The organism is Dietzia sp. Alg238-R159, from assembly GCF_900537145.1.
GTDB lineage: Bacteria > Actinomycetota > Actinomycetes > Mycobacteriales > Mycobacteriaceae > Dietzia > Dietzia kunjamensis.
On the sequence record NZ_UNRI01000011.1, the window covers coordinates 1 to 22705 of the forward strand.

A 22705-nucleotide genomic window follows, 5' to 3' on the forward strand; every position below is an offset into this window, starting at 1 on the left:
ACGCATGGCCCAGGACCTGGACGAGCAGGTCGCGGCGTTCCGGCACCGCCGCCTGGACGAGGCCGGGCCGTTCACCTTCGTCACCGCCGAYGCGTTGACGATCAAGGTCCGCGAGAACAAGCAGGTCGTCAAGGCTTCCGTGCTGCTGGCCACCGGCGTCAACGGCGACGGCCACCGCGAGGTGCTGGGCATACAGGTCGCCACCAGTGAGACCACGGCCTCGTGGAACACCTTCTTCGCCGACCTGGTTGCCCGCGGCCTGGGCGGGGTGCGGCTGGTGACCTCCGATGCCCACGCCGGGCTCATCGAGGCGATCGCGGCGAACCTGCCCGGCGCCGCGTGGCAACGCTGCCGCACCCACTACTCGGCGAACCTCATGGCCGTGTGCCCCAAGTCCATGTGGCCGGCCGTGAAGGCGATGCTGCACAGCGTCTACGACCAGCCCACCGCGGAGGCGGTCAACGCGCAATTCGACCGGCTGCTGGAGTACGCCGAGCACCGGCTGCCCGAGGTCGCCGACCACCTCGGCGACGCCCGCGAAGACCTGCTCGCCTTCACCGCATTTCCCGACGACGTGTGGCGACAGATCTGGTCCAACAACCCCACCGAGCGGCTCAACCGCGAGATCCGCCGCCGCACCGACGTCGTGGGCATCTTCCCCAACCGGGATGCCATCGTCCGCCTCATCGGCGCCGTCCTGGCCGAGCAGACCGACGAATGGGCCGAAGGCCGCCGATACCTCGGCCTAGAAGTGCTCAGCCGCTGCCGGCTCACCCTGACCACCAACACCGACACCAGCCAGGCGACGGAGGTGAGCACCGATGAACTGATGCAACTACCCGCCTGACCACCAACGAAGGATCAAAAACGAGTTACACCACTACCAGGGGCTTGACCAATGAGGTGCGCGCCCCCCGGTCAGCCCAGTTTTCCGACAGGCCCGTGCAGCCGGCTCCCGTCGCCGTGGTGATGCGCAGGGTGATCGGACAGCCGGCACGATTACTGTTTGGCAGGTGAAACGGTTCTCTCGCATGCTCAAGCCGGGATGGTTGATCACCCTTCTGTTCATCAGCCTCTTCGCCTACCTGTGCTTCACGATGCTTGCCCCCTGGCAGTTGAACAAGTACGAGGATCTCAAGGCACGCAATGCCAGCTCGTTGAGAGCAGCGTGGCAGGGCCGGTTCCGTTGGACGAAGTGATCCGGCGGGAGGGATCTCTCGGTGATTCCGAATGGCATCTGGTTACTGCGCGCGGAAGTTACCTGCCCATGGAGGATGTCCTGTTGCGGATGCAGTCCGTCGACGGTGAACTCGTGTACCAGGCACTTCGTGCATTCCGCACCGACAGTGGTGACTCCCTGCTCGTCAACCGCGGATGGGTCCGCGTCGGCGACGACAACGCGGTCCCAGACTTCCCGTCCGCGCCGACGGGCCAGCTGACCATCATCGCCCGCCTCAGGATCCCGATGGATGCTCCCGCCCAACCCATCGTTCTGCACGATTGGAACATGGTGCGCAACATCGACCCCCCCGTCATCGGGGACCTCCTCGGCACCGACCTGTCGCCCTATTATCTCCAGCTCGCCGGTGGGCAGCCCGGGTCTTTGGAACCGATGCCACTGCCGTCCACCGAGTCAGGTCCGTACTTGTCGTACGGCCTGCAGTGGATGGCCTTCGGGGTCCTCGCTCCCATCGGCCTGGGCTACTTCGTGTGGAGCGAGATACGTCAGCGCCGTCGTCTGGACGACGAGGACAACGATGCCGCCGCGGCGCGGCCACGCAAGGGCGGGAACCGGGCAGCAGGTCCCGGGCAGGACACCACAGCGTCGCAGGCCCCGTCGGGCCCTCCCGCGGCCACGGTTGGAGACGATGGTCCATCGGACGAGGCCGCGGACTCAGACCGGCTCGTAGCGGCGGCCATGCGTGATCGCTACGGTGACCGGTTCGCATCCGAGTATCGACGCAGCTCGCGTGGAGGCAACCGCGCCTGATCGTCTGCGACAGCAGTCGATAGCTGTACGAGGAGTTGGACAGCGGGCGGGGGACCGGGTCCGAGAGCCATCCGGCGTGCGCTGCTTTGATCTGGGAGCGCCTGCGCAGACTGCGGTGTGCCGCCCCCGAGTGAGCCGAGGACTGACTCGCGGAACGCGATCTGCTGTTCGGCGAGCGTTTCTAGACGAGGGTGGTCCAGTAGTCCCAGAAACGGTGCGTGATGAGCAGCAGGACAAGTAGGTACCAGGCGGTAAGTATCGCGCCCCGGTATTCGGTAACTACGGCGATGAGGCGCGCAAGACCCGCCGAATCGCTGCGGCGTAGTGGCTGAAGATTGCACAGGGTGCAGTACCAGAAGATCGGTATGGTCACCGCCCAGACGATCATGCAGTACGGGCACAGGGCACCGATGCTGTACAAGCTTTGGTAGATGAGCCAGTGGATGAACACCACCGCGAAGGTGACGCCTACTTGGATGCTGGCCCACAGCCAGCGCTGAAATGCTCCCCCCGCCAGGAGCGCAGCACCCAGGGCCGTGGTGGCGGCGAATCCGGCGATGCCGATGATCGGATTGGGGATGCCAAAGGCCTCGGCCTGCGCGGTGGTCATCACCGACCCGCAGGACAGGACAGGGTTGATGCTGCAGGACGGGACGTAGCCCGGGTTCTCGATCAGCGCGATCTTCTCCACCAGCAGCACTACCGCCGCGACCAGGCCGATGAGCCCACCAACGATCAGCACCACCGCGAGCCTGCGGTGGGGGTACTGATCCGGGCCGGCGTTGGTGGAGTGTGCGACCGGGGTGGCTGAGCTATTCGAGGGCAGCATTGATGCTGTTCTCGAGATCGGTGACGCTGGTCGGCTCGAGGCGCTCCCCGTCCAGGAAGAAGGTCGGCGTGCCACTGACCCCGAGGCTCTGACCGTCCTGCTTGCTCTGCTCGATGCGCTCGAGGGTGGCCGGGTCGTTGTATGCGCTCTCGAAGCGCTCCATATCTAACCCCAGTTCCTCGGCATAGCCGAAAAATGTGTCCATTTGCGGGGTTTGTTGGTGGCCCCACTGCTCGGGAGTGTCAAACAACTTGCGGTACATGGCCTCGAACCGGCCTTGCTCGGCGGCGGCCTCGGCGGCCAGGGCCGCCGCCATAGAGTTGTCGTGCAGGGGCATGTGGCGCACCACGAACGTCACCCGGTCTCCGTACTGCTCGCGGAGGTCCTCAATTGTCGGATAGAGCGCGATGCAGGCTTCGCATTCGAAATCGAGGAACTCAACGAAGACGGCGTCACCGCCCTCAGACAGTCGGGGACTGTCCTCACGCACCAACACTCCGGTGCCCGGACTGTCATCAGGACGTGCCTGCTCGGAGCCGGAATCGTTCCCGGCAGCCAGTAAGGCCACCACCAGGACGACCAGCGCAGCCGTGATCAGCGCTAGCGAGAGCTTCAGATTCTTACTCAACAGATTGTCCGCTTTCTAACTCATGCGTGCCCCGACGTGATCACTGGATGATAATCGGGCAGCCGTTGCTTCGGCGGTGAGGCGGGCAACCGGAGCGCGATCGACCCACGAGACGAAGGCGGCCCAGACCCGAATCGAGCGGGACGGCGACCGTAACTCCCGGTGGTTGCGTGCGGCTATCCCTCCAATGCGCTCTCGCCGACGTAGCCGCCCTCGTGGCACCCCGGTGGGATCGCGAAAACGGCGGAGCCGATCGGGACCGTCCAGGTGTTGAGCATGTCCTGCTCTGCCAGTCGCTGCTGGATCGGCACGAACTGACGTACCGGGTCGGCCTGGTAGGACGCGAACAACAGACCAGAATTGCTGATCTGGCCGGAATCCGGGACATCGTCATAGTTGTACGGTCGTCGCAGAATCGTCTCGGCCCGGACCCGCGGCCGAGCCCGGGCCATGTGTGACTCGGTGGGGATGACGGTCAACCCGGTCTGGTCAATCGCCTCGAAGTCAGCGGGATCGTGTTCAGTGGCACCGGTCAATGGCGCGCCCGAGTCGAGTTTCCGTCCGATCGTGAGCTCACGGGAGCTCCGTTCGATCTCCTCCCAGGTGTCCATCGTCATCCGGATACGACGCAGCACCAGGGAGGTACCGCCCCGCATCCATCGCCGGTCGGCGCCATCGGAGTACAACAACTGGTCGTAGTCGGCATCGGCCGGCGCGGGATTGGCGGTGCCGTCAATCTGCCCGAAGAGGTTGCGTTGTGTCTGCCCGGACGGGTCGGTGCCCACGGCACGACGGAACCCTCGCTGCGCCCACCGCTGAAGAACCGCGTCGCGAACACCCGAGGACAGAATCCGGGCCGAGTGGGCGACGGTGAGCGGATCGTCGGCACAGACCTGCAGCAGCAGATCGCCGCCGGACCACCGGTCCTCGAGCCGGTCGATCTGCGGGAAGTCCGGTAGCGGCTGCAACCACTCCGGGGTGCGGTCTCCAAGACCGATCTTGCCGAGCAGCTCCGGGCCGAAGCCGATGGTCACCGTTAACCGGGACGGTCCTTCAGCCAACTCGTGCTGCAGGTCGGCCAGACCGCCGCGCCCCTGCGTGAGCCGGGCCGCGTCCTGCGTCCAAGCTCGCAGTACGCCGATGAGGTCGGTGCGGCGAACACCGTCTCGCAGATCGAATGCCATATACGCCGCATGCGCCTGCGGCGCCGTGGTGATGCCGGACTGACGGTCACCATGGAAAGGCTCGGTGGCCGCGCCGACGGCCCGGGAGTTGGCTATCGCGTCGCGATCAGGGGTCCGCGCGGTCGCGGTGCGCCCACCAACTCCCCACCCCGCAGCTCCTCCGGCGACAGCGGCACCACCGGTGAGAGCCGCACCGCCGACCAGGAAGGATCTGCGATTCAACGCCGAGCGGCCGTTACTGTCACCCATTGCCGGTCACTCTCCGCCCTGGTACTGCTCATTGCCCCCCTCGAACGACCGCGCGGAGGCGACGATCTCGCTCGTATCGCCGTTCTCCAATGTGAGGGTCACGGCGACATCCTGACCCGTGCGGATCGATTCGTGCACGCCCATCAGCATGATGTGGTTCCCGCCAGGCTCGAACACAAGCTCTCCACCTGCCGGGATGACAAAGCCGCCCTCTCGCTCCTGCATCATCGAGCCACCCGCCGCCCCCGAGACGGTCTCATGCAACTCGGCCTCACCGGAGACCACGGAGGCCACCTCGACCAAGCGGACATCCTCATCGGATTGATTCCGCACGATCCCAAACACCGGTGCCATCGCGCCACCGTCGCCGTGCGCATTCGGGTCAGCAGAACCGGGGTCACCAGTGGCGGCCTCGCCGTGTTCAGTGCCCCCATTGACATCAGTGGCCTTGACCCACGCATCCTCCACCACAAGGGGCGCCGCGCCGACGGTCGAGGCTGCGGTCGTCTCCGTCCCGGTCTCGGTGTTCTCCGAGGTGCACCCGGCCAGGCCCAGGGCGACCGCGGCGATCACCGCGACGAAGGGAGTCCTACGCATAGCTCACTCACATCCATGTAACTCCACGCACCTGAACCGCGACCGCCCCTGTTGTCCAAACGGAGCGTCGCACCGGCGTGGATTATTTACGGCGCGTTTCGGGCTGCAACGGCTAGCCAGGACTCTATAATGCCGCGCTTTGGTCCAACCCACCGGCCGTGGGTGGGTTGTAGAAACGACAGAGCCGGCCACCGCACCGGCCGGGTGCGGCCACGTCGGCACCTGAGCAGTCAGGTACGGCCGAACTAGAGGCGAGCGCAACTGCATCGACTGGCTGCCGACCAAGCGGGCTCGGGATCGGCGGAAATGCAGCGGGGATAGCGCTGCCGCCCTGAGCGTGGGTCAGCCACTGTGAGCATCTGTCGCAGAATCTCGGTGTAACTCGGACTCGTCTCGCGGTCGGCACGCAAGACCTGACGTCACCAGCTCCCACCTCAACCACTCGACTGATCCGGGCGCGCCGCGCAGGCCGCGCAGGCCGCGCAGGTCGCGCAGGTCGGCGAAAGCGGTGCTCTGATGGAGGCGCTAGGAGCGCACCCCGAACGCGGCCACGAGACCGAACCACAAGGCCGATGCTGCCGCGGCCACCTCAGTTGTCATGAGGTCCCCTGACTTGCCGGGCCGCAACTTCTGGCGTCTCCCACACCTCGATCCTGTCGCGGCCGGTAAGGGTGGCCACGATCAGCACCACAGCGCCACCGGTGATGAAGACATCGGCGAGGTTGAAAGTAGGGAACCATCCGGTGTGCAGGTAGTCAGTCACCACCCCGTCGGGGGCGCGATCGATGAAGTTGGCCACAGCTCCGCCCAAGACCAGGGCCAACGCCAGTCGTACTGTGCGCGTTGCTGTGCCGGTGGCCCGCCAGGTGAAGAGCGCCAGCGCACCGATGATGAGTCCAGTGATGCCGAGAACGACGCCGGCGGGAAGGCCAGCGCCGAGGCTGAACGCCACCCCGGAGTTGAAACCCAGGCGCAGCTGCATTGGTCCCAGATTCACCGTGTGGCCGTCGGCCAGTGCTCCGCCCGCCCAAGCCTTAGCTCCGAGGTCCGCCGCGGCCAGCAGCATGACGGAGACGACCAGAACAGTTCGCGCCAGGGCACCTTGTTCGCTTTGTCGGGGTGGTTCAGTAACGGGATTGACGTCCTTCGACATGGCATCATCCTCCTCGACTCGAAACCGAGACGGCAGGAAACCTCGAACGCGACCGACCAAGCCCCCACGTGGAGGCGGTGTTCAGGCGCAGCAGGAGGTGGGTAGTTCGGTGTGGAAGGTGCCTGCGACCAGGCGCAGGGCTTCGGAAGTGGTCAAATAGGGAGCCCAGGTGTCGGCGATCTGGCGGGTAGTCATCCCGGCTGTGATGGCGTAGGTGGCCGCGAGCATGATTTCTCCGGCGCGGTCTCCGATGGCGCTGAGTCCGAGGATCCTCCCGGTTTCTACTTCGGCGACCATCTTGATCGCCCCGCGGGTGTCCTGGTCGATCAAGGCGCGCGGCAGGTCCTCGAAGCTCATCACCCGGGATTGGCATCGGTGCCCGGCGGCCCGGGCTGCGGCTTCGGTGAGCCCGGCGGTGGCCAGTTGGGGGCGGGAGAAGATCACCGTCGGCAGTCCGGTGTAGTCGACGACCTCGGCTGAGCCCTGCGGATCGGTCCGAAGAGCGTTGACGGCGGCGGCCTTCCCAGTGGCAGCAGCGACGTAGACGAACTGGGGTGCCGAGGTGACGTCACCGGCGGCGAAGACCCGCCGGTTGGTCGTGCGTTGATGCTCGTCGACAAGGATGAATCCGTCCGGGTCGGCGGTGATGCCTGCGGCTGGCAGGTTGAGGCGGTCTGTGGAAGGGAGACGCCCGGTGGCCACCAGTAGACGCTCTGCGCAGAGGTTGCGGCCCGAAGCGGTGCGGACTCTGACCTGTGCGTTCTGCCGGTCGACAGAGGTGGCGTGCTCCTCGACCACCGTGATCCCGTCCTGGGCCAGGGCCTGGCGAAGGATGGCGACCATTTCCGGCTCGGCAGCAGGGGTGATCCTGCCGATGATGGTCACCCGGGTGCCCAGATGGGCGAAGAGTTGGGCCTGTTCGATACCGACGTAGCCACCGCCGATGACGATCATGGAGTCGGGAAGTTCAGTTAATTCCATGGCGGCGGTCGAGGTCAGATACCCCACCTCGTCCAGCCCGGTTACCTCCTTCGGTAGTGCCGGTTCTGCTCCGGTGGCCAGTACCACCGAACCGGCCGCCACCGGATCCCCATCCATCACCAGAGTGTCGGGATCGAGGAAGGAAGCCTCCCCACGACGGATTTCGAAGCCATGGGCGTTCGCGACGTCGGCGTATTTGGTCTCTCGCAGTCGAGTGACCAGCTGGTCCTTCTGCATGACCAGCGCTCCCAGATCAACGTCCCGGGCGAGGGTGGGGACCCCTGGGAAGGGATTGGTCAGTGCGGCCTGGCGGGTGCCGGCAGCGGCCAGCAGCGCCTTGGACGGGACGCACCCGATGTTTACGCAGGTGCCGCCGATGGTGCCGCGCTCGATCATCAGCACCGTCCTGCCGGCCTGCCGCGCGGTGATAGCGGCCGCCATGGCTGCCCCGCCGGAGCCCACTACCGCCAAATCGAATTCGAAACCCGGTTCCATCAGATGGCCCCTCTCTTTCTTCGCTCATTAGGATGGACCTTCCAGCGCACTGGAAGGTCAAACCAGGCGGTTTCGAAGGAACGGTAATTTCAATGAGGATCGGCGAACTGGCTGCCACGGCGGGCACCACTCCGAAAACCCTTCGCTACTACGAATCCGTGGGCCTGCTCCCGCCCCCACAACGAACCCTCAACGGCTACCGTGACTATCCCGAGCACGCGATCTCCCGGATCGATTTCATCCGGCGAGGCCAGAGCGCGGGACTATCGCTTGCCCGCATCGGTGAGATCCTCCGGATTCGCGATGACGGACAGGCACCTTGCGCTCACGTCGACACGCTCCTGGTGACTCGACTGGACGAGATCGACCAGCAGATAGCCGACCTCTTGCAGCTGCGTCAGACAGTCACCCAGCTCCAGACCGCCAGCCGCACAGTGGACCCTGCGACCTGCCAAGCCGAAACGATCTGCCGCTACCTCTGACTGGCGGAGCTGTGGCCCATTCGGGACGCACCTGGCTTCCCTGCCGGCCGGTGGCCACGACCCGGCAGGGGGTGTTGATGCGGGCAGTGGGGGTTGTCAGGTGAGTCTCATGGTGGTCAGGCAGGTGAGGTCCAGGTCCCCGGTGGCGATCGGAACAGTGGCCGATTTGTCGTCGCAATCAATGGTGAGCGTGGCAGTGATGTCTCGCGGTAGCCAGAATCCGAGGAAGCCGTTGTCATAGGTGGTGCGTGGTTCGTCGATGAGGGTGTCTCCGGTGGCGGTATCGGTGACGGTGACCTGCACCTGGTGCGGATGGGCGGGGCCGGGCAGGTGCGGCAGTATCTCTGGGGCCGCCCACCAGGCATATAGCCCGGATGCCGCGGGTAGCGTGGTCAGGTCTCCGAGCGGGTGGGTGGTGGAACTCAGAGCCGCGATCGTGGCCGCCGGGCCGAGGGGGTCAGGGGCGGTCATGCCAGTAAGCCTGATAATCCGTCGGTGGCGTCGAGGTAGCCGACATCGCGCAAGGCCGCCTCGAGAATCCGGACATATGGAAGGCGCAGTTCAGCAGCCATGCCGTTGAGGGTCGTTCGGGCCGGCAGGCCGCGCAGGCCGTGGGTGCGCCACAGGTGCAGATTCTGGCGGGTGATCCCGATTCGGCGGGCCAGCTCGGCCTCACTGACGCCGTAGGCGCGCTTGTGGGCGTCGATGAGCTCGACCAGGTGAGGAGTCTCCATAGCTCCGAGTGTCCAGGTGCGCCACAGGTATCGTCAAGGGATAGTTAACGCTTGCGACAAGTTCCACTTTACATAACGACAATTATCGGCGCCGGCGGCGTAGTACGCCCCCACGTAGTCGGCATCGGTTCGGCAGGGGATGAGGTCACTTGTAGACGTCACCGCGGTGGCCGATGCGCAGCACGAGCACGACGAGGGCGTCGTCTTCGACGTCGTAGATGATGCGGTAGTCGCCGACGCGGATCCGGAGCTCGCCGTCGCCTCCGGCGAGCTGTACCGCGCCGGGCGGTCGTGGTGTCACAGCCAGGGCTTCAATGGCGCGGACGATTCGCTTTTGCTCAGTGGGGTGAACTTTGCGGAGGGCTTTGGCAGCCGAGGGCTTATAGGTGATCGAATAGGGCATCAGCGGGTGGTAGGCGCAGGTCTACAGGCCCAGTTCCGCCATGAGGTCCTCGTGGGAGATGCTGCCGTCCTCGCGGCGGGCGTCGGCCGCGCCGCGAACGTCGGCCTGATCCTCCAGGGCCTGCAGTGCACGGTCGAAGAACTCCGGCGAGACGACCACGGCGCGTCGACGGCTTCCCCGGCTGAGGATTTCCACCGGCGCCCGCTGTGCGGCGTCGAGTACCTCACTCTGATGGGCGCGGAAGTTGCTGAGCGTCGTGGTGACCATGACACCAAGAGTACATCTTGTACAATTCGCGGTCGAGTGGTCCCCGGGTGCTGCGGGCGGTGCGGCCGCCGGCGTCCGGTGCGGGCAGATTATCGCCAGGCCTTACTCTCCCTCCATCACCGGCTCGGGCTGCTGACCGTGTCTCCGCCGCCAGACGTCGCCTGCTTCGTCGGCGAACTGGAGATCCGCCCGCACTTCACTGGCTTCGGGGGCGCTGTGCATTACCTCCGCGGTTCCGTCTCGTGGGATCACTTGTGGATACCTATCGACCATTTGCTGCTGAGCGCCCTGCATCAGCGCCGAGAATCCTGGAGCAGAGCTCAGATGGCTACTGAATTGACCCGCATATGCGCCGAGGTTCGATGGAATGCCCATGGCACCTTGTCCATACATGGACTGGGCGCGGGAGCCGATAGCGTCGAGCGTGCCTCCGAGAGCTTGTGACATTCCGTCTCTGAAGATCTGCTCCAGCGAGATCGTTTCCTTCGCTGGGCGGCAAGCGCCCTCCAGACGGTTGCCCTGACTGTCGACTCCGTAGACATCGACTACGAGATCGGTAATCGGGCCTGAACTCGCATTGTTCACGGCAACCGTCCACAGGCCTCGCCCGATCGGCACGGGTTTTACTGACACGGTGACCGCTCGGATTCGACCACCGCTATTACCGGTCTCCGTGGCGCCGGCCGAGTAGTAAGTGTTGTTGTCTCGGCCGACGATGACGTTCTTCTGGGTCGAGGTGAAAGTGTGCGCGGAAGCAGACGGGCCGCCTACCGCCTCCGCGCCTGAGGAGGGTGGGGCGGCCCCTGAGGGCTGCGGGCCGCGACTCCCTGGACTCGGAGATCCCCTCCGGCCGCCACGTCTTCGGTGATGACACCACTTCCGCCGTCGACCGCCACATCGACTACCTCGATGTCTCCACTGACCGATGCTCGCCGAATCGCCACGCCGACGGTGCCGGGTAGATCGGGAGCCTCCTCCTCAACGGCCGTCAGGAGCGACTCCGCAAGCGCGAGCAGTTCCTCGTCGCTGTCGGCACCGACTTGAGTGAGTTTCTTTGCCAGCAGCTGGCGGCGAAGTTCCTCCTCAGGTTCCTGCTCCAATCCTTCGACCTCAGCGCCAACCGAACGGTATTTGCTCATGATCCGGCTCTTTAGCGCCGAGTAGGCGTCGCCAATCGCCCTCTTCGTGACTTCACGCGCCCCCTCAGTTGCGCCTACTGCAATCGCCGCAGCGATCAACGTCACGGGTTCCATCTGCCACCTCCGACTAAGGGGGACCGCGCCATGCTGGACCGCCTCAAACGAATCTAACGTCCACCTCCGACAGCCGACTCACCTTCGTCGGCGAAAGTACTCGTCCCTCTGGGGTACACCCGTGCGGGACGCTTTAGGGCAAGTCGTTTCTGCTGTGGACTTGATCGCTCTGTGGCGGTCTTCTGTGGCTACTTCTTGGCGGCGGCGTACTAAATCGGGCGTTCTGCCCGGAGGGATTAAGGCGAGTCGGGCGGCTCTCGGGTGTGCGGTGGGGTTTGCGTCGGTTCTGTCAGAGTCCGAATGCTCCGCCGCTGATCAGGATGAACGCGCCCAGGCCGATCAGGACTGTCGGGAACAGGATGTGTTCCCAGCGCTCTAGGACTTCGGCGATCGGTCGGCGGGTGGCGACGAACTTGGCCAGGCCCACCAGTCCTGCCACCAGCACTAGGAACACGATGCAGTAGGCGACTACGGCTCCCGGGCCCACGTTGAGAAAGACGGGGACGTAGACGCCGATGTTGTCGCCGCCGTTGGCGAAGGTTACGCCGGCCACGGTCCACACGGCGACGTTCTTGCCCTCGATCTTTGCGTCGTCGTCATCATCRTCCCCGCGCCAGGCCTGCCACGCGGCCCACAGTCCCAAGCCGAGTGGGATCAGCCCGAAGTAAGGGATGGCCTGCGGGGGCAGGAAGGCTCCCGCGCCCAGGGAGACGAGCACTGCGGCGCCGAGGATGCCGATGAAGCCGAGGTACTGGCCGACCAGGATGCGTGCGGTGGTGCCGCGTTGGCCGGCGCCGCGGGCGAAGAACAGCGACAGRACGATRATGTCGTCGATATTGGTGGCAATGAACAGGCCGATCGCCTGCAGGGCCGARGACAGGATCACGCCTGCACCTCCGTGGCGYGACAACCCGGCACTGAGCAGYCGGGCTCCAAGCAKGGGGCGTTTTCGTTGACCGCGAGGGTGACCTCSACCAAGGAGGACAGCGACCGCGCCAAGTGCGGRTCTGCGATCTCGTACCGGGTCTGGCGACCTTCGGGCACGGCGACAACGATYCCGCAGTCGCGCAGGCATGCCAGATGGTTCGACACGTTCGACCGTGTCAGCTCCAAGTCCCGGGCCAGCTCCGCCGGGTAGGTCGGCTGCTGTAGCAAGGTCAGCAGTATCCGGGACCGCGTCGGGTCGGCCATCGCCCGCCCTAACCGGTTCATCACATCCATACGGGAAACAATAGTCAGCACTTGCTGAACTATACAGCGTCTGCTGAACTGTTGGGACAACGCATTAAAAACCTAAAGGTTAATGAGACATCAGGTGGGCCCTGAAAACACGAGAGCGTTCATGGGCCGATGGGCACCTTTTTCGTCTCGTGAAGTCGTCTCACTGCAAAGTGTCGCAGAGTAGTGCTCGGTAGGGGTTTGTGAGTCATAATCAGGTCATGAGGCTCTTGGGGTACACCCGTGTGAGTACCGCGAGTCAGGACGCGCAGTTGCAGTTGGACGCACTCGTGGATTCCGGTGTGCAGAAGCGGGACGTGTTTGCGGATGTGACGTCGGGGAGCCGGACCGCGATTGAACGGCCGGGGATGAAGCGGCTGTTGGACTACGTCGAGTCCGGTGACACCGTCGTGGTGTGGCGCATTGATCGGCTCGGCCGATCACTGATCGACGTCCTCAACACTGTGAATTTTCTGCGTGATCGAGAGGTGAAGATCCAGTCACTGTCAGACGGAATCGATCCGGAGACAACCTCGGGCCGATTGATGCTGGGCATGCTTGCCACGCTGGCCGAGTACGAGCGGGAGCTGATTACCGAGAGAGTCAACGCTGGCATCGCCGCCGCGAAGCAGAACGGCACGAGGTTTGGTCGCCCCCCAGTCGATCCGACAGTGATCGCGGAAAAACTAGCCATTGCCCAGGATGCCCGCGTGAAGGGCCGCACCGCCGAAGAAGCCGCTCGGCTAGTCGGATGGTCTCGCGCCACGCTCTACCGCCATCAACACACTGCCCGCGCCCACGACGCGCTCGCTTCGACAGCCAGCACTACATCTTGAACGAGGGTGGACGATCGAGCTCATGCAGCCCGTGCTGCATCAGGAGAACTGACGATAGGCGTGATGCCCGCGAGGCCAGCTTGGAACCTCACCCCCCAGCGTGCTTTAGGCTGCCAAATAGCAGTAACCCCGGGGGTGTGTACCGATATTTCGCGGCATTGACCTACCCGGGGCTTTCACCACGAAGATAGCAGCAACCAGGTTCGTAAACAAGCGTGCCGCCCCCGCCGACTGAGAGTGAAACATCGATGCAGGACCCTAAGGACCTCGCGCGATGGTTCTCCGCGCCCAGGATCTCCACTTACCGGCATCACCCTGACCCTGCGGCGCTCTACGCGTGGAACGCCCAACTCTCGGCGTCGTACTTCGAGGTGACGTCACTAGAGGAACCTGCGTCACCCTCGTCGCCGGATTTCCCGGGCCACTACACGCACGCCTCTGGTTCAGATCGGCAGCGTGGTGTCCGAGACTGCGAAGTCGCGGAGCCAGTACACGAACTGAGTCCAGATGCCACTGAGCAGTAGCAAGCCCACGATGATGAGCATGACGCCGCCAACGATCTGAATCTTCCGGGTGTGCCGTTGCAGCCACCCCACCGTACGAATGGCCCTCGTCGACCCGAACGCCACCACAATGAAAGGCAGTCCCAGGCCCAGGCAGTACGCCACAATAAGGAGCACTCCGCGTGCCGCATCGATTCCGGTCCCAGCAGCTACCGACAACGCTGCCGCCAGTGTAGGGCCGAGGCACGGGGTCCACCCCAAGGCGAACACTGCGCCGAGCAACGGTGCACCCGCCCAGGTGGACAGTGCTTTCGGCTGCATGCGGGTGTCCCGCTGAAGCACGGGCACGACCCCGATGAACACCAGCCCCATCAGGATCGTGACCACCCCGCCGAGCCGCTGCAATAGTTCCTGTTGGGGGGCGAGATACTGCACAGCGCCCAGCACCATCGCCGAGAGCAACACGAACACCACCGTGAAGCCTGCGACGAACAGTATCGCGGCAAGGACAACTCGCCGCCGCGATGAAACTTGTTGCCGCCTTTGCTCGAGAGTGAGCGTGCCCGATTCGGCGCGACGTTGTTCTGCCGCCTGCACTGTGGCCGCCGGGCGCTCTGCGCCGACCACGCTGGCGAGATACGCCAAGTAGCCGGGCACGAGCGGAACCACGCAGGGCGAGGCGAACGACACAAGCCCCGCAAGAAGACAGGCACCTAGCGCGAGCAGAAGTGGGCCGGAGGCCGCTGTTTGCTGAAAGGTCTCGCCTATGGATTGTGCGAGTAACACCGTGGTCATCAAGCTTCGCTCCCGGCCGGCTCCGCGAGGAGCCTTTCAATGAGCGGTTCCAACTGGTAGTCGGTGATCTCTGCTAGGAACACCGCAGCGACCCGATGCTGTTTATCGAGGATCAGTGTCGCCGGTACCACCGACGTGGGAAAACCATCCAGTGCCGCCACAGCGGCCTGGGACGGGTCCCAGATCGAGGGGTATGTGACGCCGTTGTCCTTGATGAAGTCAACAGGTTTGTCCCGATTCGGGTCACGCAGATTGACGCCGATATTGGTGAACCCTCGGGATTCGTATTTTTCCTGCAGTCGCTGTAGATCGTCGATCTCCGCCCGGCATGGCCCACACCATTGACCCCACAGATTGATCAGCACCACCTCGCCCGGGTAGTCGGCGACCGCCACGGTGACCTCGGGGTCGAGCACATTGGGCCCAGACATCGGAGCGATTTTTTCACGATCCTCGGGAGGGTCATAAAAAATCTGCAGCTTTCCGCCTGGGCTTACGAAGCTGAACGTCCCACCGGTAGCGACGGCATCAGTCCCGGTCGCGCAGCCTGCCAGCGCCAGCATGCCGACCATGACTGCCGCTACTGTGCCGATGGATCTGCGAGCAGTGCGGTTTCGACGACCTCGCACTGCTCTACGCCTTATGGAAACTCTCGCCATGCCAACATCTCTCCGCTTCGAAGACCCCCACCTCGGCTGACCATACTGACCCGATCGATGCTCACCGAACTCGGGCAGGCCGGGGTGCTCAACGCCGCCCAGATCGATGTGATGGTCACTGTCCCCCCTGGCGGACGAATCCGGTGACCGCCGGGTACAAGGCGGGTCATTCCCATAACAACAAGGGGCCCGAGCTCCCGAACTGATGCTAAACGCGCGCACCGCTCAGGAACTCGCTACCGAACTCCGCATGGCAACGTGAGCGCCTGCTGCGAGTTCTCGCGTGTGGAGTGAGGACGCAGTTGAGTCTGGGGACGGACAGCGCACGTCAGTTCAGGCCCGCGTACGAGTGCAGGCCTGAGATCACAATGTTGATGAAGAAGAGGTTGAAAAGCAGGACCAAAAACCCCGCGATGTTGATCCACGAGGCACGCTTGGGACCCCAGCCCGACGTGGCTCGCGCATGCAAGTACACGGCGTAGAGGACCCAGGACACGAACGAGGCGGTCTCCTTGGGATCCCAGCCCCAGAAGCGACCCCATGTGCTCTCGGCCCAAACCGCGCCCAGGATGACGCCCACGCTAAAGATCGGGAACGCGATAACAGCCGTCCGATATGCGAGTCGGTCGAGGGTGTCAGCGTGGGGCAGCGGGCGGGCCAGTCCGGCGCTAATGCCCTTCTCTTTGCCCTGCGGCTGCCAGACCCGGATCAGGTGGAGAACCGAGGCGACACCCGACACCAAGAAGATCGCCGAGCCCAGCGAAATAATAGAGACGTGAATAGGGAACCAGAACGACTGCAACGCTGGCACCACCGGAGCGGCCACCGAATACAGGTACGTGCCACCAAAGAACAGCAGGAGGAGTACCGGCACCAGCACGAACGGCCACGCCACCCGGAATGCCGGCTTGCGCAGGAAGAACAGCGCCGCGGCAATTCCCAGCGCACACGTCACCGAGATGAACTCGTACATGTTGCCCCACGGAAATCGCCCAATCGCGACTGCTCGCAGCACCAGCGAAGCGACGTGGAAGACGAACGCCAGCCCGACAAAGATCAGCGTGACTCGCGCCCACCCAGTGCCCCGTGCCGAGAAGGCCTCCTCGTCTCCGGTATCGGTGATCGATGTCGACTCGACCAGTCCGGGACCGCCGGCGCCGGCGAGTTGCCGCGGGGCCGTCTTGGCCACCCGAAAGCCCGCGTAGTAGATCACCGCCGCCAGCAGCGCCAGAGCGTACAAACCAAAGCCCGTCCGATAGGCCAGGTCGCTGTAGTTCGAGAGAGCTTCGTCGACAGACAGTCCCATCGCCCCCTGAGCCAGGGTTGCAGTGATCACCGGATAACGTCCTTTCTGGATGCGTCGTCGGCCGAGCCGCGACTGGAGTAAGTGCCGCCCGCATCGACGGGTCCGGGTAAGACGGACGCGACCATGGTCTCGTTGCCGAGCCCGTCGCGCAGTTTGTCGAACTCCGAGCCCCAGCCCGATCGATCGGTCTTGGCCAGGCCTCCCAGGTCGACGCGGGTGACGTTGTCGTCGTCGATACTCACGCGCGCCCAGATGCGTCGGCGCCGCACCATCAGGCTGAGCACTAGTCCGGCCACCATGACGGCGGCGGACACGCCCACCCAGATCTGCGTGGGATCCTCCGAGATCTGGATGTTGATGAACTCCTCAGCGCCGTCGAAACGGATAGTCGTGCCGTCGGCCAAGGTGGTGCTCTCGCCGGGGAATAGGTTGACGCGGGCCTCGCGGTTGAGCACCCCGGATTCGATGAGATCGGATTCGAGCGAGAAGATCGACTGCGGGCGGCCGGTGTCGAGGCCGGCGTCGCCGCGGTAGACGTCGATCGCCACCGCCGGGTCGTCCATCCGCGGGAATCGCGAGCTCAGGATGGTGCCGTCGAACTGCGCGGTCGGCGCGAACAGGCCCTGGATGGCGATCTGCTGCTCAAGGCGGTCGTCGATGTCCGGGTACATGCCGGCTGGCGGATCAAAGCGCATGATGCCGGAGGAGAGAAAAGTCAACAGGTCCGTCGGTTGCCACTGCACTGTGTCTGTACGGGTCTCGCCGTTGGGGAACGTGACCGTGAACGTGGGCGCGAAGCCGTGACCTTGGAGGTAGACACGGGTGCCGCCGATGCGCAGCGGGTGGTTGACCTGCAATGTGTAGGGCTCCCATGTGTCTGGATCGGTGGTGGTGACCTCCTCGCTGAAGCGAATGTTGGAGGTGAACATCTCCGCCTGGCCATTGGGTAGATAGTCGGTACGGAAGTCTTCGACCTTGATACAGAACGGCGCCAAGTCAGTGCCGTCTACCAGCAGACCTGCCCGGAACGAGTCGTACGCACTAGGCGTGGTGTTGCAGAAGGCCGGCGATTCCTCGTTGGCGATGATCACCCGCATGCCCTCCGCGTACACGAACTTGCCGGCCGCGAACGCGATCAGCAGGAACAGCAAGCCGAAGTGGAATACGATGTTGCCCACCTCGCGCGCATACCCGCGCTCCGCGGACAACTCGATGCTGCCCGACACGCGACCGTCCCCGTTGTTGCGACGGACCCGCCAGCCCTTGAGGCTCTTTTGGACCTGGTCCGCGGCCTGCTCCGGCGTGGCCGTGGTCCGGTACGCCGCATGATGCGGCAGGCGTGCAAGGTTACGCGGGGCAAGCGGCGGCGGGGCCTTGAGTTGTTTGACCAGATCAATCGACCGCGGTGTCAGGCAGCCCACCAGCGATATAAACAGCAACACGTACACGGCTGTGAACCACCAGCTGGAGAACACGTCGAACAGCTGGAGCTTGTCGAAGAACTCCCCCAGCCAGCCGTTGTCCGCGATGTACTGATTGACGTTTCCTTGGTTGAGGCTGCGCTGCGGCAGGAGTGCCCCCGGTATCGCCGCCACTGCCAGCAGAAATAGCAGAATCAATGCCGTGCGCATCGCGGTGAGAGTGCGCCATGAGTTGCGCAGGAACGCGGTGACCGGAGCCATCCTAGGCACTGATATGAGTCCCCTCTGCCGTTCCCGGTGCGACGAACCGGAACGAGGGGCAGCTTCGGTGGGGCGTCACCGGCTTCATAGCATCATCAGCACCGCTGTAGCACGCATAGTCACATCTGGAGATTGTCCTTCGCCGACCCCATTGATTCGGTGGGGGTTTGATGAAGGTCTGATCAAGATCAAGCATGCGATAGGCGCCAGTGGCAGACCTACGACGATGATTGAGGCCTTATGTTCACATCCGATTCTCGAGACGCCGGACCTGAAGGTGAGTCACCGACCACGCGCGCGACCACAGGGCTGCGGGCGATGGTCATCGAAGATGAGCGTGAGCTCGCCGATCTCATCGGTACCTATCTGACCCGCGAGGGCTTCGACATCACGATCGTTCACGACGGGCAGGATGCAGTCGACCTGATCCGGCAGATTGATCCCGACGTCGTCGTGCTAGACCTCGGCCTTCCGCGACTGGACGGCGTCGAAGTGTGCCGCCAGTTGCGCACCTTTTCCGATGCGTATGTCGTCATGCTCACCGCCCGCACCGAGGAGGTCGACACCCTCATCGGACTGTCCGTGGGAGCCGACGACTACATGACCAAACCGTTCAGCCCACGAGAGCTCATGGCCCGCATCCAGGTCATGCTGCGCCGTCCTCGATCGTCTACAGCCTTACGCTCCCCGTCCGCGGCCTCCGAACACAGAGAGCTGCGAAGGATTGGGGCACTGGCGATCGACGTCGAAGGCCGCGAGGTCACCGTCGACACCACCCCGGTTCAGTTGACCAGGACCGAGTTCGACCTCTTGGCGGCACTGACGCGAGACCCCGGCTTGGTGCTGTCCCGGACGCAGTTGATCAGTGCCATCTGGGGGCCTGACTGGGTCGGCGACACGCACCTGGTTGATGTCCACATCGGGCACCTGAGACGCAAGCTCGGAGACACTGCGTCCCGGGGCGCGTACATCCGCACCGTCCGCGGTGTCGGCTACCGCACCGGAGATGGTCAGTGAGCCGGATCGACCTGGGTGACAACGTGACGCGCCTCAAGCGGTGGTTCACCACTGCCACCTTCGGTACCCGGCTACTGGCGGCGCTCGCTTTTGTGATGATCGGTTTCGCAGTCAGTGCCTGGGTCGTCGCCGCAATACTTGCCCCCGGGATCTTCCACGAGCATCTGGAGCTGGCCGGACTGTCACAGAACTCCTCCGAAGCAGCCCATATGGAGGAGGCATTCAACTCGTCAATGATGCTGTCTTGGTCGATCGCACTGGCGGTATCGGTGATCTTGTCGCTGGCTGTCAGCGGCTACATCGCCCGCCGCGTTCAACGATCGATCACCCCGGTCACCCGATCAGTCCAGCAGATCTCCGGTGGACAATACGACTCACGAGTGCACGAGCCGAGAATAGGTCGTGAATTCGACGATCTTGTCGTCAGCTTCAACGAACTGGCACGACGACTAGATGCCACCGAAACCACACGCCGACGGATGCTTTCAGATCTCGCACACGAGTTGCGGACTCCCCTGGCCACGCTCGAATCCCACCTTGAGGCGATCGAAGACGGTGTCCGTGCACTCGACGACGACACGCTGCGCATTCTGCGAACCGCGACTGGTCGGCTAGGCCGGCTCGCTCACGACGTCAGCGCGGTGTCCCGAGCCGAAGAACACCTCACGCGTCTCATCCCCATCGGTACCGACACTCGCAGCATCATCGCGGCCGCGATCGACGCCCTGCGCCCCGAGTACTCGCACAAGAATGTGATGCTCCAAGCGCGTATTGATCAGGCAGTACCGATCACTGTCGACAGTGATCGAATCAACCAGGTCCTGACCAACCTTTTGCACAACGCGCTCCGCCACACCGATTCAGGTGGGATGGTCACCGTCACCAGTCGCCTACACAACGGGAACGTGGAGATCACTATCGCCGACACTGGTGAAGGCATCGCAGCGCAGCACCTCGACCACATTTTTGACCGCTTCTACCGCGTCGACACCGCACGCGACCGGGCACACGGAGGAAGCGGCATCGGACTCACCATCACCCGTGCACTCGTCGAAGCCCACGAAGGCCATATCCGCGTTCACAGTGACGGGCTCGGCCGCGGCGCCCGATTCACGATCTCCTTACCGCAGACCCCGGCTCATTCCAAGGGCTGACTCAGTTGGTCGCGATACCGTTTTGCCGGAGCCACTCGATGGGGTCGGCGCGCTCCCGTCCCTCGTTCAACCACACCTCGAAGTGCAAGTGTGAACCGGTGGAAAAGCCACGACTTCCCATGAGGGCAATCGTCTGTCCAGCCTGTATACGCTGGCCCGTGGACACGAGAACCTCTTCCATGTGTCCATAAACGGTCATCGTGCCCTCATCCGACAGCAGTCGGACCCAATTGCCGAACCCTTGCGCCGGGCCGGCATCGATGACGGTCCCGTCAGTGGCCGCCACGATCGGGGTTCCGATCGCGTTTGCGATATCGATGCCGCCGTGGAGCGAGCCCCAGTGTTGGCCGAACTCAGACGTGAGGGTCCCGACTGTCGGCATCGCTGCTGTTGGACGGCGCGCGGTCTCCTCGGCAACTTGCCGGCGAGCGTCGATTTCGGTGCCTGCCGCCAATGACGACACCATGGCGGCAGCGCTCTCCAGCGGGAGGTCGCCTTGCACCGCAACGGGCCCAGGCAGTTCAGCCGGGGGAAGGGCTATGTCTCCAGACTGGCCAGCAGGACTGATCGACTCCTCGTGCGCGATGAGGTGAATGTGCTCACCACCAGCCTCTGTGTGCTGGTCCACTAGAAAACTTATCGAGGACACGATGGCCCCGGCGGCGACCGTGACGACGACGACCTGATCGCGTAACTCGGGCCGGGCGGAGGGTTGGCGATGCGTACCGCCACCTCGAGGGCGACCAGAACTCGCCCAGATGTCGACAGTTGAAGGGTGTTCCTTGCGGTGTGCACGTCTTCGCTCCACTGCCGCCGTGTCTCCCCTGCCGCTATATCGTGATGGTTTCGTGATGTGACTTCTGCTCGAACTTAGACGAGCAGAGTCCGCCGTCGCAAGAAGTGGGGGCCTCGTCACCCGTGTCGAAGAACGACCGGGAGCGGCCCCCACCAGCGTGCATCGTGCCTAGAGTCTCCCTCTGACCACAGCCTCTGGCAGCGTTCATCAAGCTGCCTGTTGCGAGTGTCAGGGACTACGTGGGCGACATGGGAAGGCCTTCGGAAGCTGGACGTCCTGACAGGCTTCACCCAGGTTCACCCCAACTGGCCGCGCACCAAATCAGCACCGCGTCAGCGACCGTCACGTCCGGGATCTTGATCAGACCTTCATCAAACCCCGACCGAATCAAGAGGTCAGCACAGCACAATCTCCAGATGTGACAGTGCGTGCGGCATTGGGGGACAAGTGGGGCGGGTCGCCGGCCGCCTCCCACCACGAAGAAGTGGACGAGCAGCTCGAGAAAGGGAAAGTGTCGCGATCACAAGATTTACAGATTTCCGGACGATTGTTGTTGCTCGCACGAGCGGTGGCGTTAGTGACAGTCAGCGCCCTCGGACTCCTCTTCACTTCGGCAGGGGTGCTGGTCCAGGACGGCACCAGTCTGGACGTCCACAGCTCGGCCGCCATCGCCCTTCATGTCCTCACCGGCGTGCTGGCTCTGGTTCTAGGGTGGCGCGCGTGGGCTACACGGCGAGGTCGCTGGGCTGCAGTCGTCGCCCTCGTCCTGTTCGGGGCCACGTTCGCCCAAGCGAGCTTAGGGGGCAGTTCGACCTTGGCATTTCACATCGGCGTAGCACTGGTGCTCACGGTCCTGTGTACGTGGCTGGCCGCCTGGACTTTCGGTAGATCACTATACGAGGAGATCGAATGAGACTGCGCAGGACACTCACCGCCTCCGGCTCCACCGCCGCCCTGCTCCTAGCTGTGGGCTGCGCCGGGAACGACACGGGCGCGCCAGAGCAGGCAGAGCAGCTCCAGACGGGCGAGAGAGCCGAGAAACAGGTCACGATGGCCGAGGTCCAGCAGAACGATTCGACCGACTCGTGTTGGACCGTGATCGAGAACATCGTCTACGACCTCACCGCGTGGGTCGACCAACACCCGGGCGGGCCGGACCGGATCGAGCAGCTGTGCGGTACGGACGGGACGGAGAGTTTCACCGACCAGCACAGTGGAGCGTCCCAGCCACAATCGCGGCTCGCCGAGTTCCAGATCGGCCAGCTCGCCGGGTGACCCGGCAGATATGCTTCCGATCCGCTCTGTGCGTCCCGGTCGGAGGCATGTGCCGGGCCCCGCTCCGGGGCCGCGCGCGTGGACTCAGCGAGGCCGTGAACGGGTTCGATTCGCTCCCCCCGCGACCTCTGCGGAAGACGAGAGCGCACCTCGCGAGCGTGACATGACAACACGACAGAAGAACCGTGGGCCGCAATCGGTGGTACTGCCAGCAGTCGG

Annotated in this window: 28 protein-coding genes; 9 read left to right on the plus strand and 19 right to left on the minus strand. The window is 64.1% G+C overall.

Annotated elements, in window-relative coordinates; genetic code table 11:
* The 3 genes from G6R20_RS16665 to G6R20_RS16675 all read left to right on the plus strand — a co-directional run.
* Nucleotides 1-847: IS256 family transposase (locus G6R20_RS16665; protein WP_163377073.1), on the plus strand; the 847-nt coding region annotated here is incomplete at its 5' end.
* 184 nt (nucleotides 848-1031) lie between these two features.
* A complete protein-coding gene (locus G6R20_RS16670; RefSeq protein ID WP_159981201.1) occupies nucleotides 1032-1199 on the plus strand; it encodes a hypothetical protein in 168 nt (55 codons plus the stop codon).
* Entirely contained in the window at nucleotides 1196-1990 is a 795-nt protein-coding gene (locus G6R20_RS16675; RefSeq protein ID WP_240341540.1) for an SURF1 family protein, read from the plus strand. Before G6R20_RS16670 ends, G6R20_RS16675 begins: the two co-directional genes overlap by 4 nt.
* 181 nt (nucleotides 1991-2171) lie before the next feature.
* Here G6R20_RS16675 and G6R20_RS16680 read toward each other — a convergent pair whose 3' ends face one another.
* The 6 genes from G6R20_RS16680 to merA form a co-directional block, all read right to left on the minus strand.
* On the minus strand, nucleotides 2172-2819 hold the full coding sequence (locus tag G6R20_RS16680; protein ID WP_017838588.1) for a vitamin K epoxide reductase family protein: 648 nt from the start codon (nucleotides 2817-2819) through the stop codon (nucleotides 2172-2174).
* Nucleotides 2803-3447, minus strand: coding sequence for a thioredoxin domain-containing protein (locus tag G6R20_RS16685; RefSeq protein WP_017838589.1), 645 nt, complete (start codon nucleotides 3445-3447; stop codon nucleotides 2803-2805). Before G6R20_RS16685 ends, G6R20_RS16680 begins: the two co-directional genes overlap by 17 nt.
* A 176-nt stretch (nucleotides 3448-3623) precedes the next feature.
* Nucleotides 3624-4880: a Dyp-type peroxidase gene (locus tag G6R20_RS16690; RefSeq protein ID WP_017838590.1), complete on the minus strand. Its 1257-nt coding sequence runs from the start codon at nucleotides 4878-4880 to the stop codon at nucleotides 3624-3626.
* A gap of 6 nt (nucleotides 4881-4886) precedes the next feature.
* Entirely contained in the window at nucleotides 4887-5453 is a 567-nt protein-coding gene (locus tag G6R20_RS16695) for a copper chaperone PCu(A)C (protein ID WP_227022070.1), read from the minus strand.
* 613 nt (nucleotides 5454-6066) lie between these two features.
* The gene (lspA, locus tag G6R20_RS16700; RefSeq protein ID WP_240341532.1) at nucleotides 6067-6630 is read right to left on the minus strand and encodes a signal peptidase II; all 564 of its coding nucleotides are present in this window, start codon (nucleotides 6628-6630) and stop codon (nucleotides 6067-6069) included.
* A gap of 81 nt (nucleotides 6631-6711) precedes the next feature.
* Entirely contained in the window at nucleotides 6712-8106 is a 1395-nt protein-coding gene (gene merA, locus G6R20_RS16705; protein ID WP_163377075.1) for a mercury(II) reductase, read from the minus strand.
* 92 nt (nucleotides 8107-8198) lie between these two features.
* On the opposite strand from merA, the gene G6R20_RS16710 reads away from it, so the two are divergent.
* The gene (locus G6R20_RS16710; protein ID WP_069388920.1) at nucleotides 8199-8588 is read left to right on the plus strand and encodes a heavy metal-responsive transcriptional regulator; all 390 of its coding nucleotides are present in this window, start codon (nucleotides 8199-8201) and stop codon (nucleotides 8586-8588) included.
* Nucleotides 8589-8684: 96 nt separating this feature from the next.
* On the opposite strand, the gene G6R20_RS16715 is transcribed toward G6R20_RS16710, so the two are convergent.
* The 8 genes from G6R20_RS16715 to G6R20_RS16750 all read right to left on the minus strand — a co-directional run bounded on the left by G6R20_RS16715 (nucleotide 8685) and on the right by G6R20_RS16750 (nucleotide 12487).
* Complete coding sequence (locus G6R20_RS16715) at nucleotides 8685-9074, minus strand: CueP family metal-binding protein (RefSeq protein ID WP_240341541.1); 390 nt, start codon at nucleotides 9072-9074, stop codon at nucleotides 8685-8687.
* On the minus strand, nucleotides 9056-9322 hold the full coding sequence (locus tag G6R20_RS16720; RefSeq protein ID WP_069388921.1) for a hypothetical protein: 267 nt from the start codon (nucleotides 9320-9322) through the stop codon (nucleotides 9056-9058). Before G6R20_RS16720 ends, G6R20_RS16715 begins: the two co-directional genes overlap by 19 nt.
* 145 nt (nucleotides 9323-9467) lie before the next feature.
* Nucleotides 9468-9725 (minus strand): type II toxin-antitoxin system RelE/ParE family toxin, encoded by a 258-nt coding sequence (locus G6R20_RS16725; RefSeq protein ID WP_163377076.1) that lies wholly within the window; start codon nucleotides 9723-9725, stop codon nucleotides 9468-9470.
* 21 nt (nucleotides 9726-9746) lie between these two features.
* A complete protein-coding gene (locus G6R20_RS16730; protein ID WP_032375739.1) occupies nucleotides 9747-9992 on the minus strand; it encodes a type II toxin-antitoxin system prevent-host-death family antitoxin in 246 nt (81 codons plus the stop codon).
* A 102-nt stretch (nucleotides 9993-10094) separates the two neighbouring features.
* The gene (locus G6R20_RS16735) at nucleotides 10095-10577 is read right to left on the minus strand and encodes a hypothetical protein (protein WP_240341533.1); all 483 of its coding nucleotides are present in this window, start codon (nucleotides 10575-10577) and stop codon (nucleotides 10095-10097) included.
* Between the two features lie 182 nt (nucleotides 10578-10759).
* Nucleotides 10760-11245 (minus strand): hypothetical protein, encoded by a 486-nt coding sequence (locus G6R20_RS16740; protein ID WP_163377078.1) that lies wholly within the window; start codon nucleotides 11243-11245, stop codon nucleotides 10760-10762.
* A 289-nt stretch (nucleotides 11246-11534) separates the two neighbouring features.
* Complete coding sequence (locus G6R20_RS16745; protein WP_061917937.1) at nucleotides 11535-12131, minus strand: cadmium resistance transporter; 597 nt, start codon at nucleotides 12129-12131, stop codon at nucleotides 11535-11537.
* Nucleotides 12128-12487, minus strand: a complete 360-nt coding sequence (locus G6R20_RS16750) for a metalloregulator ArsR/SmtB family transcription factor (protein ID WP_163377079.1) — start codon at nucleotides 12485-12487, stop codon at nucleotides 12128-12130. Before G6R20_RS16750 ends, G6R20_RS16745 begins: the two co-directional genes overlap by 4 nt.
* Nucleotides 12488-12684: 197 nt before the next feature.
* Here G6R20_RS16750 and G6R20_RS16755 point away from each other — a divergent pair, with 197 nt between their 5' ends.
* Nucleotides 12685-13299, plus strand: coding sequence for a recombinase family protein (locus G6R20_RS16755; protein ID WP_163377080.1), 615 nt, complete (start codon nucleotides 12685-12687; stop codon nucleotides 13297-13299).
* 443 nt (nucleotides 13300-13742) lie between these two features.
* On the opposite strand, the gene G6R20_RS16760 is transcribed toward G6R20_RS16755, so the two are convergent.
* The 4 genes from G6R20_RS16760 to G6R20_RS16775 all read right to left on the minus strand — a co-directional run bounded on the left by G6R20_RS16760 (nucleotide 13743) and on the right by G6R20_RS16775 (nucleotide 18244).
* Entirely contained in the window at nucleotides 13743-14597 is an 855-nt protein-coding gene (locus tag G6R20_RS16760; RefSeq protein WP_163377081.1) for a cytochrome c biogenesis CcdA family protein, read from the minus strand.
* Nucleotides 14597-15169: a TlpA disulfide reductase family protein gene (locus tag G6R20_RS16765; protein ID WP_163377082.1), complete on the minus strand. Its 573-nt coding sequence runs from the start codon at nucleotides 15167-15169 to the stop codon at nucleotides 14597-14599. Before G6R20_RS16765 ends, G6R20_RS16760 begins: the two co-directional genes overlap by 1 nt.
* Before the next feature lie 415 nt (nucleotides 15170-15584).
* A complete protein-coding gene (gene ccsB / locus G6R20_RS16770) occupies nucleotides 15585-16592 on the minus strand; it encodes a c-type cytochrome biogenesis protein CcsB (RefSeq protein WP_163377083.1) in 1008 nt (335 codons plus the stop codon).
* Complete coding sequence (locus tag G6R20_RS16775) at nucleotides 16589-18244, minus strand: cytochrome c biogenesis protein ResB (RefSeq protein WP_163377084.1); 1656 nt, start codon at nucleotides 18242-18244, stop codon at nucleotides 16589-16591. Before G6R20_RS16775 ends, ccsB begins: the two co-directional genes overlap by 4 nt.
* Before the next feature lie 318 nt (nucleotides 18245-18562).
* Here G6R20_RS16775 and G6R20_RS16780 point away from each other — a divergent pair, with 318 nt between their 5' ends.
* Both G6R20_RS16780 and G6R20_RS16785 read left to right on the plus strand, forming a co-directional pair.
* Nucleotides 18563-19261: a response regulator transcription factor gene (locus G6R20_RS16780; RefSeq protein ID WP_069389154.1), complete on the plus strand. Its 699-nt coding sequence runs from the start codon at nucleotides 18563-18565 to the stop codon at nucleotides 19259-19261.
* Complete coding sequence (locus G6R20_RS16785) at nucleotides 19258-20415, plus strand: ATP-binding protein (RefSeq protein WP_069389155.1); 1158 nt, start codon at nucleotides 19258-19260, stop codon at nucleotides 20413-20415. Before G6R20_RS16780 ends, G6R20_RS16785 begins: the two co-directional genes overlap by 4 nt.
* A 1-nt stretch (nucleotide 20416) precedes the next feature.
* On the opposite strand, the gene G6R20_RS16790 is transcribed toward G6R20_RS16785, so the two are convergent.
* Complete coding sequence (locus G6R20_RS16790; RefSeq protein WP_163377085.1) at nucleotides 20417-21043, minus strand: M23 family metallopeptidase; 627 nt, start codon at nucleotides 21041-21043, stop codon at nucleotides 20417-20419.
* A gap of 586 nt (nucleotides 21044-21629) precedes the next feature.
* Between G6R20_RS16790 and G6R20_RS16795 the strand changes: the two genes are divergently transcribed.
* Both G6R20_RS16795 and G6R20_RS16800 read left to right on the plus strand, forming a co-directional pair.
* On the plus strand, nucleotides 21630-22124 hold the full coding sequence (locus G6R20_RS16795; protein WP_223210127.1) for a hypothetical protein: 495 nt from the start codon (nucleotides 21630-21632) through the stop codon (nucleotides 22122-22124).
* On the plus strand, nucleotides 22121-22486 hold the full coding sequence (locus G6R20_RS16800; RefSeq protein WP_017836387.1) for a cytochrome b5 domain-containing protein: 366 nt from the start codon (nucleotides 22121-22123) through the stop codon (nucleotides 22484-22486). Before G6R20_RS16795 ends, G6R20_RS16800 begins: the two co-directional genes overlap by 4 nt.
* Nucleotides 22487-22705 lie beyond the last annotated feature (219 nt).

Bases quoted from the DNA above. Each gene is read 5' to 3' on its own strand.
- G6R20_RS16670 (WP_159981201.1), top strand. From the start codon at position 1,032: ATGCTCAAGCCGGGATGGTTGATCACCCTTCTGTTCATCAGCCTCTTC.
- G6R20_RS16680 (WP_017838588.1), bottom strand. From the start codon at position 2,819: ATGCTGCCCTCGAATAGCTCAGCCACCCCGGTCGCACACTCCACCAAC.
- G6R20_RS16690 (WP_017838590.1), bottom strand. From the start codon at position 4,880: ATGGGTGACAGTAACGGCCGCTCGGCGTTGAATCGCAGATCCTTCCTG.
- lspA (WP_240341532.1), bottom strand. From the start codon at position 6,630: ATGTCGAAGGACGTCAATCCCGTTACTGAACCACCCCGACAAAGCGAA.
- merA (WP_163377075.1), bottom strand. From the start codon at position 8,106: ATGGAACCGGGTTTCGAATTCGATTTGGCGGTAGTGGGCTCCGGCGGG.
- G6R20_RS16710 (WP_069388920.1), top strand. From the start codon at position 8,199: ATGAGGATCGGCGAACTGGCTGCCACGGCGGGCACCACTCCGAAAACC.
- G6R20_RS16720 (WP_069388921.1), bottom strand. From the start codon at position 9,322: ATGGAGACTCCTCACCTGGTCGAGCTCATCGACGCCCACAAGCGCGCC.
- G6R20_RS16725 (WP_163377076.1), bottom strand. From the start codon at position 9,725: ATGCCCTATTCGATCACCTATAAGCCCTCGGCTGCCAAAGCCCTCCGC.
- G6R20_RS16730 (WP_032375739.1), bottom strand. From the start codon at position 9,992: ATGGTCACCACGACGCTCAGCAACTTCCGCGCCCATCAGAGTGAGGTA.
- G6R20_RS16740 (WP_163377078.1), bottom strand. From the start codon at position 11,245: ATGGAACCCGTGACGTTGATCGCTGCGGCGATTGCAGTAGGCGCAACT.
- G6R20_RS16755 (WP_163377080.1), top strand. From the start codon at position 12,685: ATGAGGCTCTTGGGGTACACCCGTGTGAGTACCGCGAGTCAGGACGCG.
- G6R20_RS16760 (WP_163377081.1), bottom strand. From the start codon at position 14,597: ATGACCACGGTGTTACTCGCACAATCCATAGGCGAGACCTTTCAGCAA.
- G6R20_RS16765 (WP_163377082.1), bottom strand. From the start codon at position 15,169: ATGGTCGGCATGCTGGCGCTGGCAGGCTGCGCGACCGGGACTGATGCC.
- G6R20_RS16775 (WP_163377084.1), bottom strand. From the start codon at position 18,244: ATGGCTCCGGTCACCGCGTTCCTGCGCAACTCATGGCGCACTCTCACC.
- G6R20_RS16780 (WP_069389154.1), top strand. From the start codon at position 18,563: ATGGTCATCGAAGATGAGCGTGAGCTCGCCGATCTCATCGGTACCTAT.
- G6R20_RS16800 (WP_017836387.1), top strand. From the start codon at position 22,121: ATGAGACTGCGCAGGACACTCACCGCCTCCGGCTCCACCGCCGCCCTG.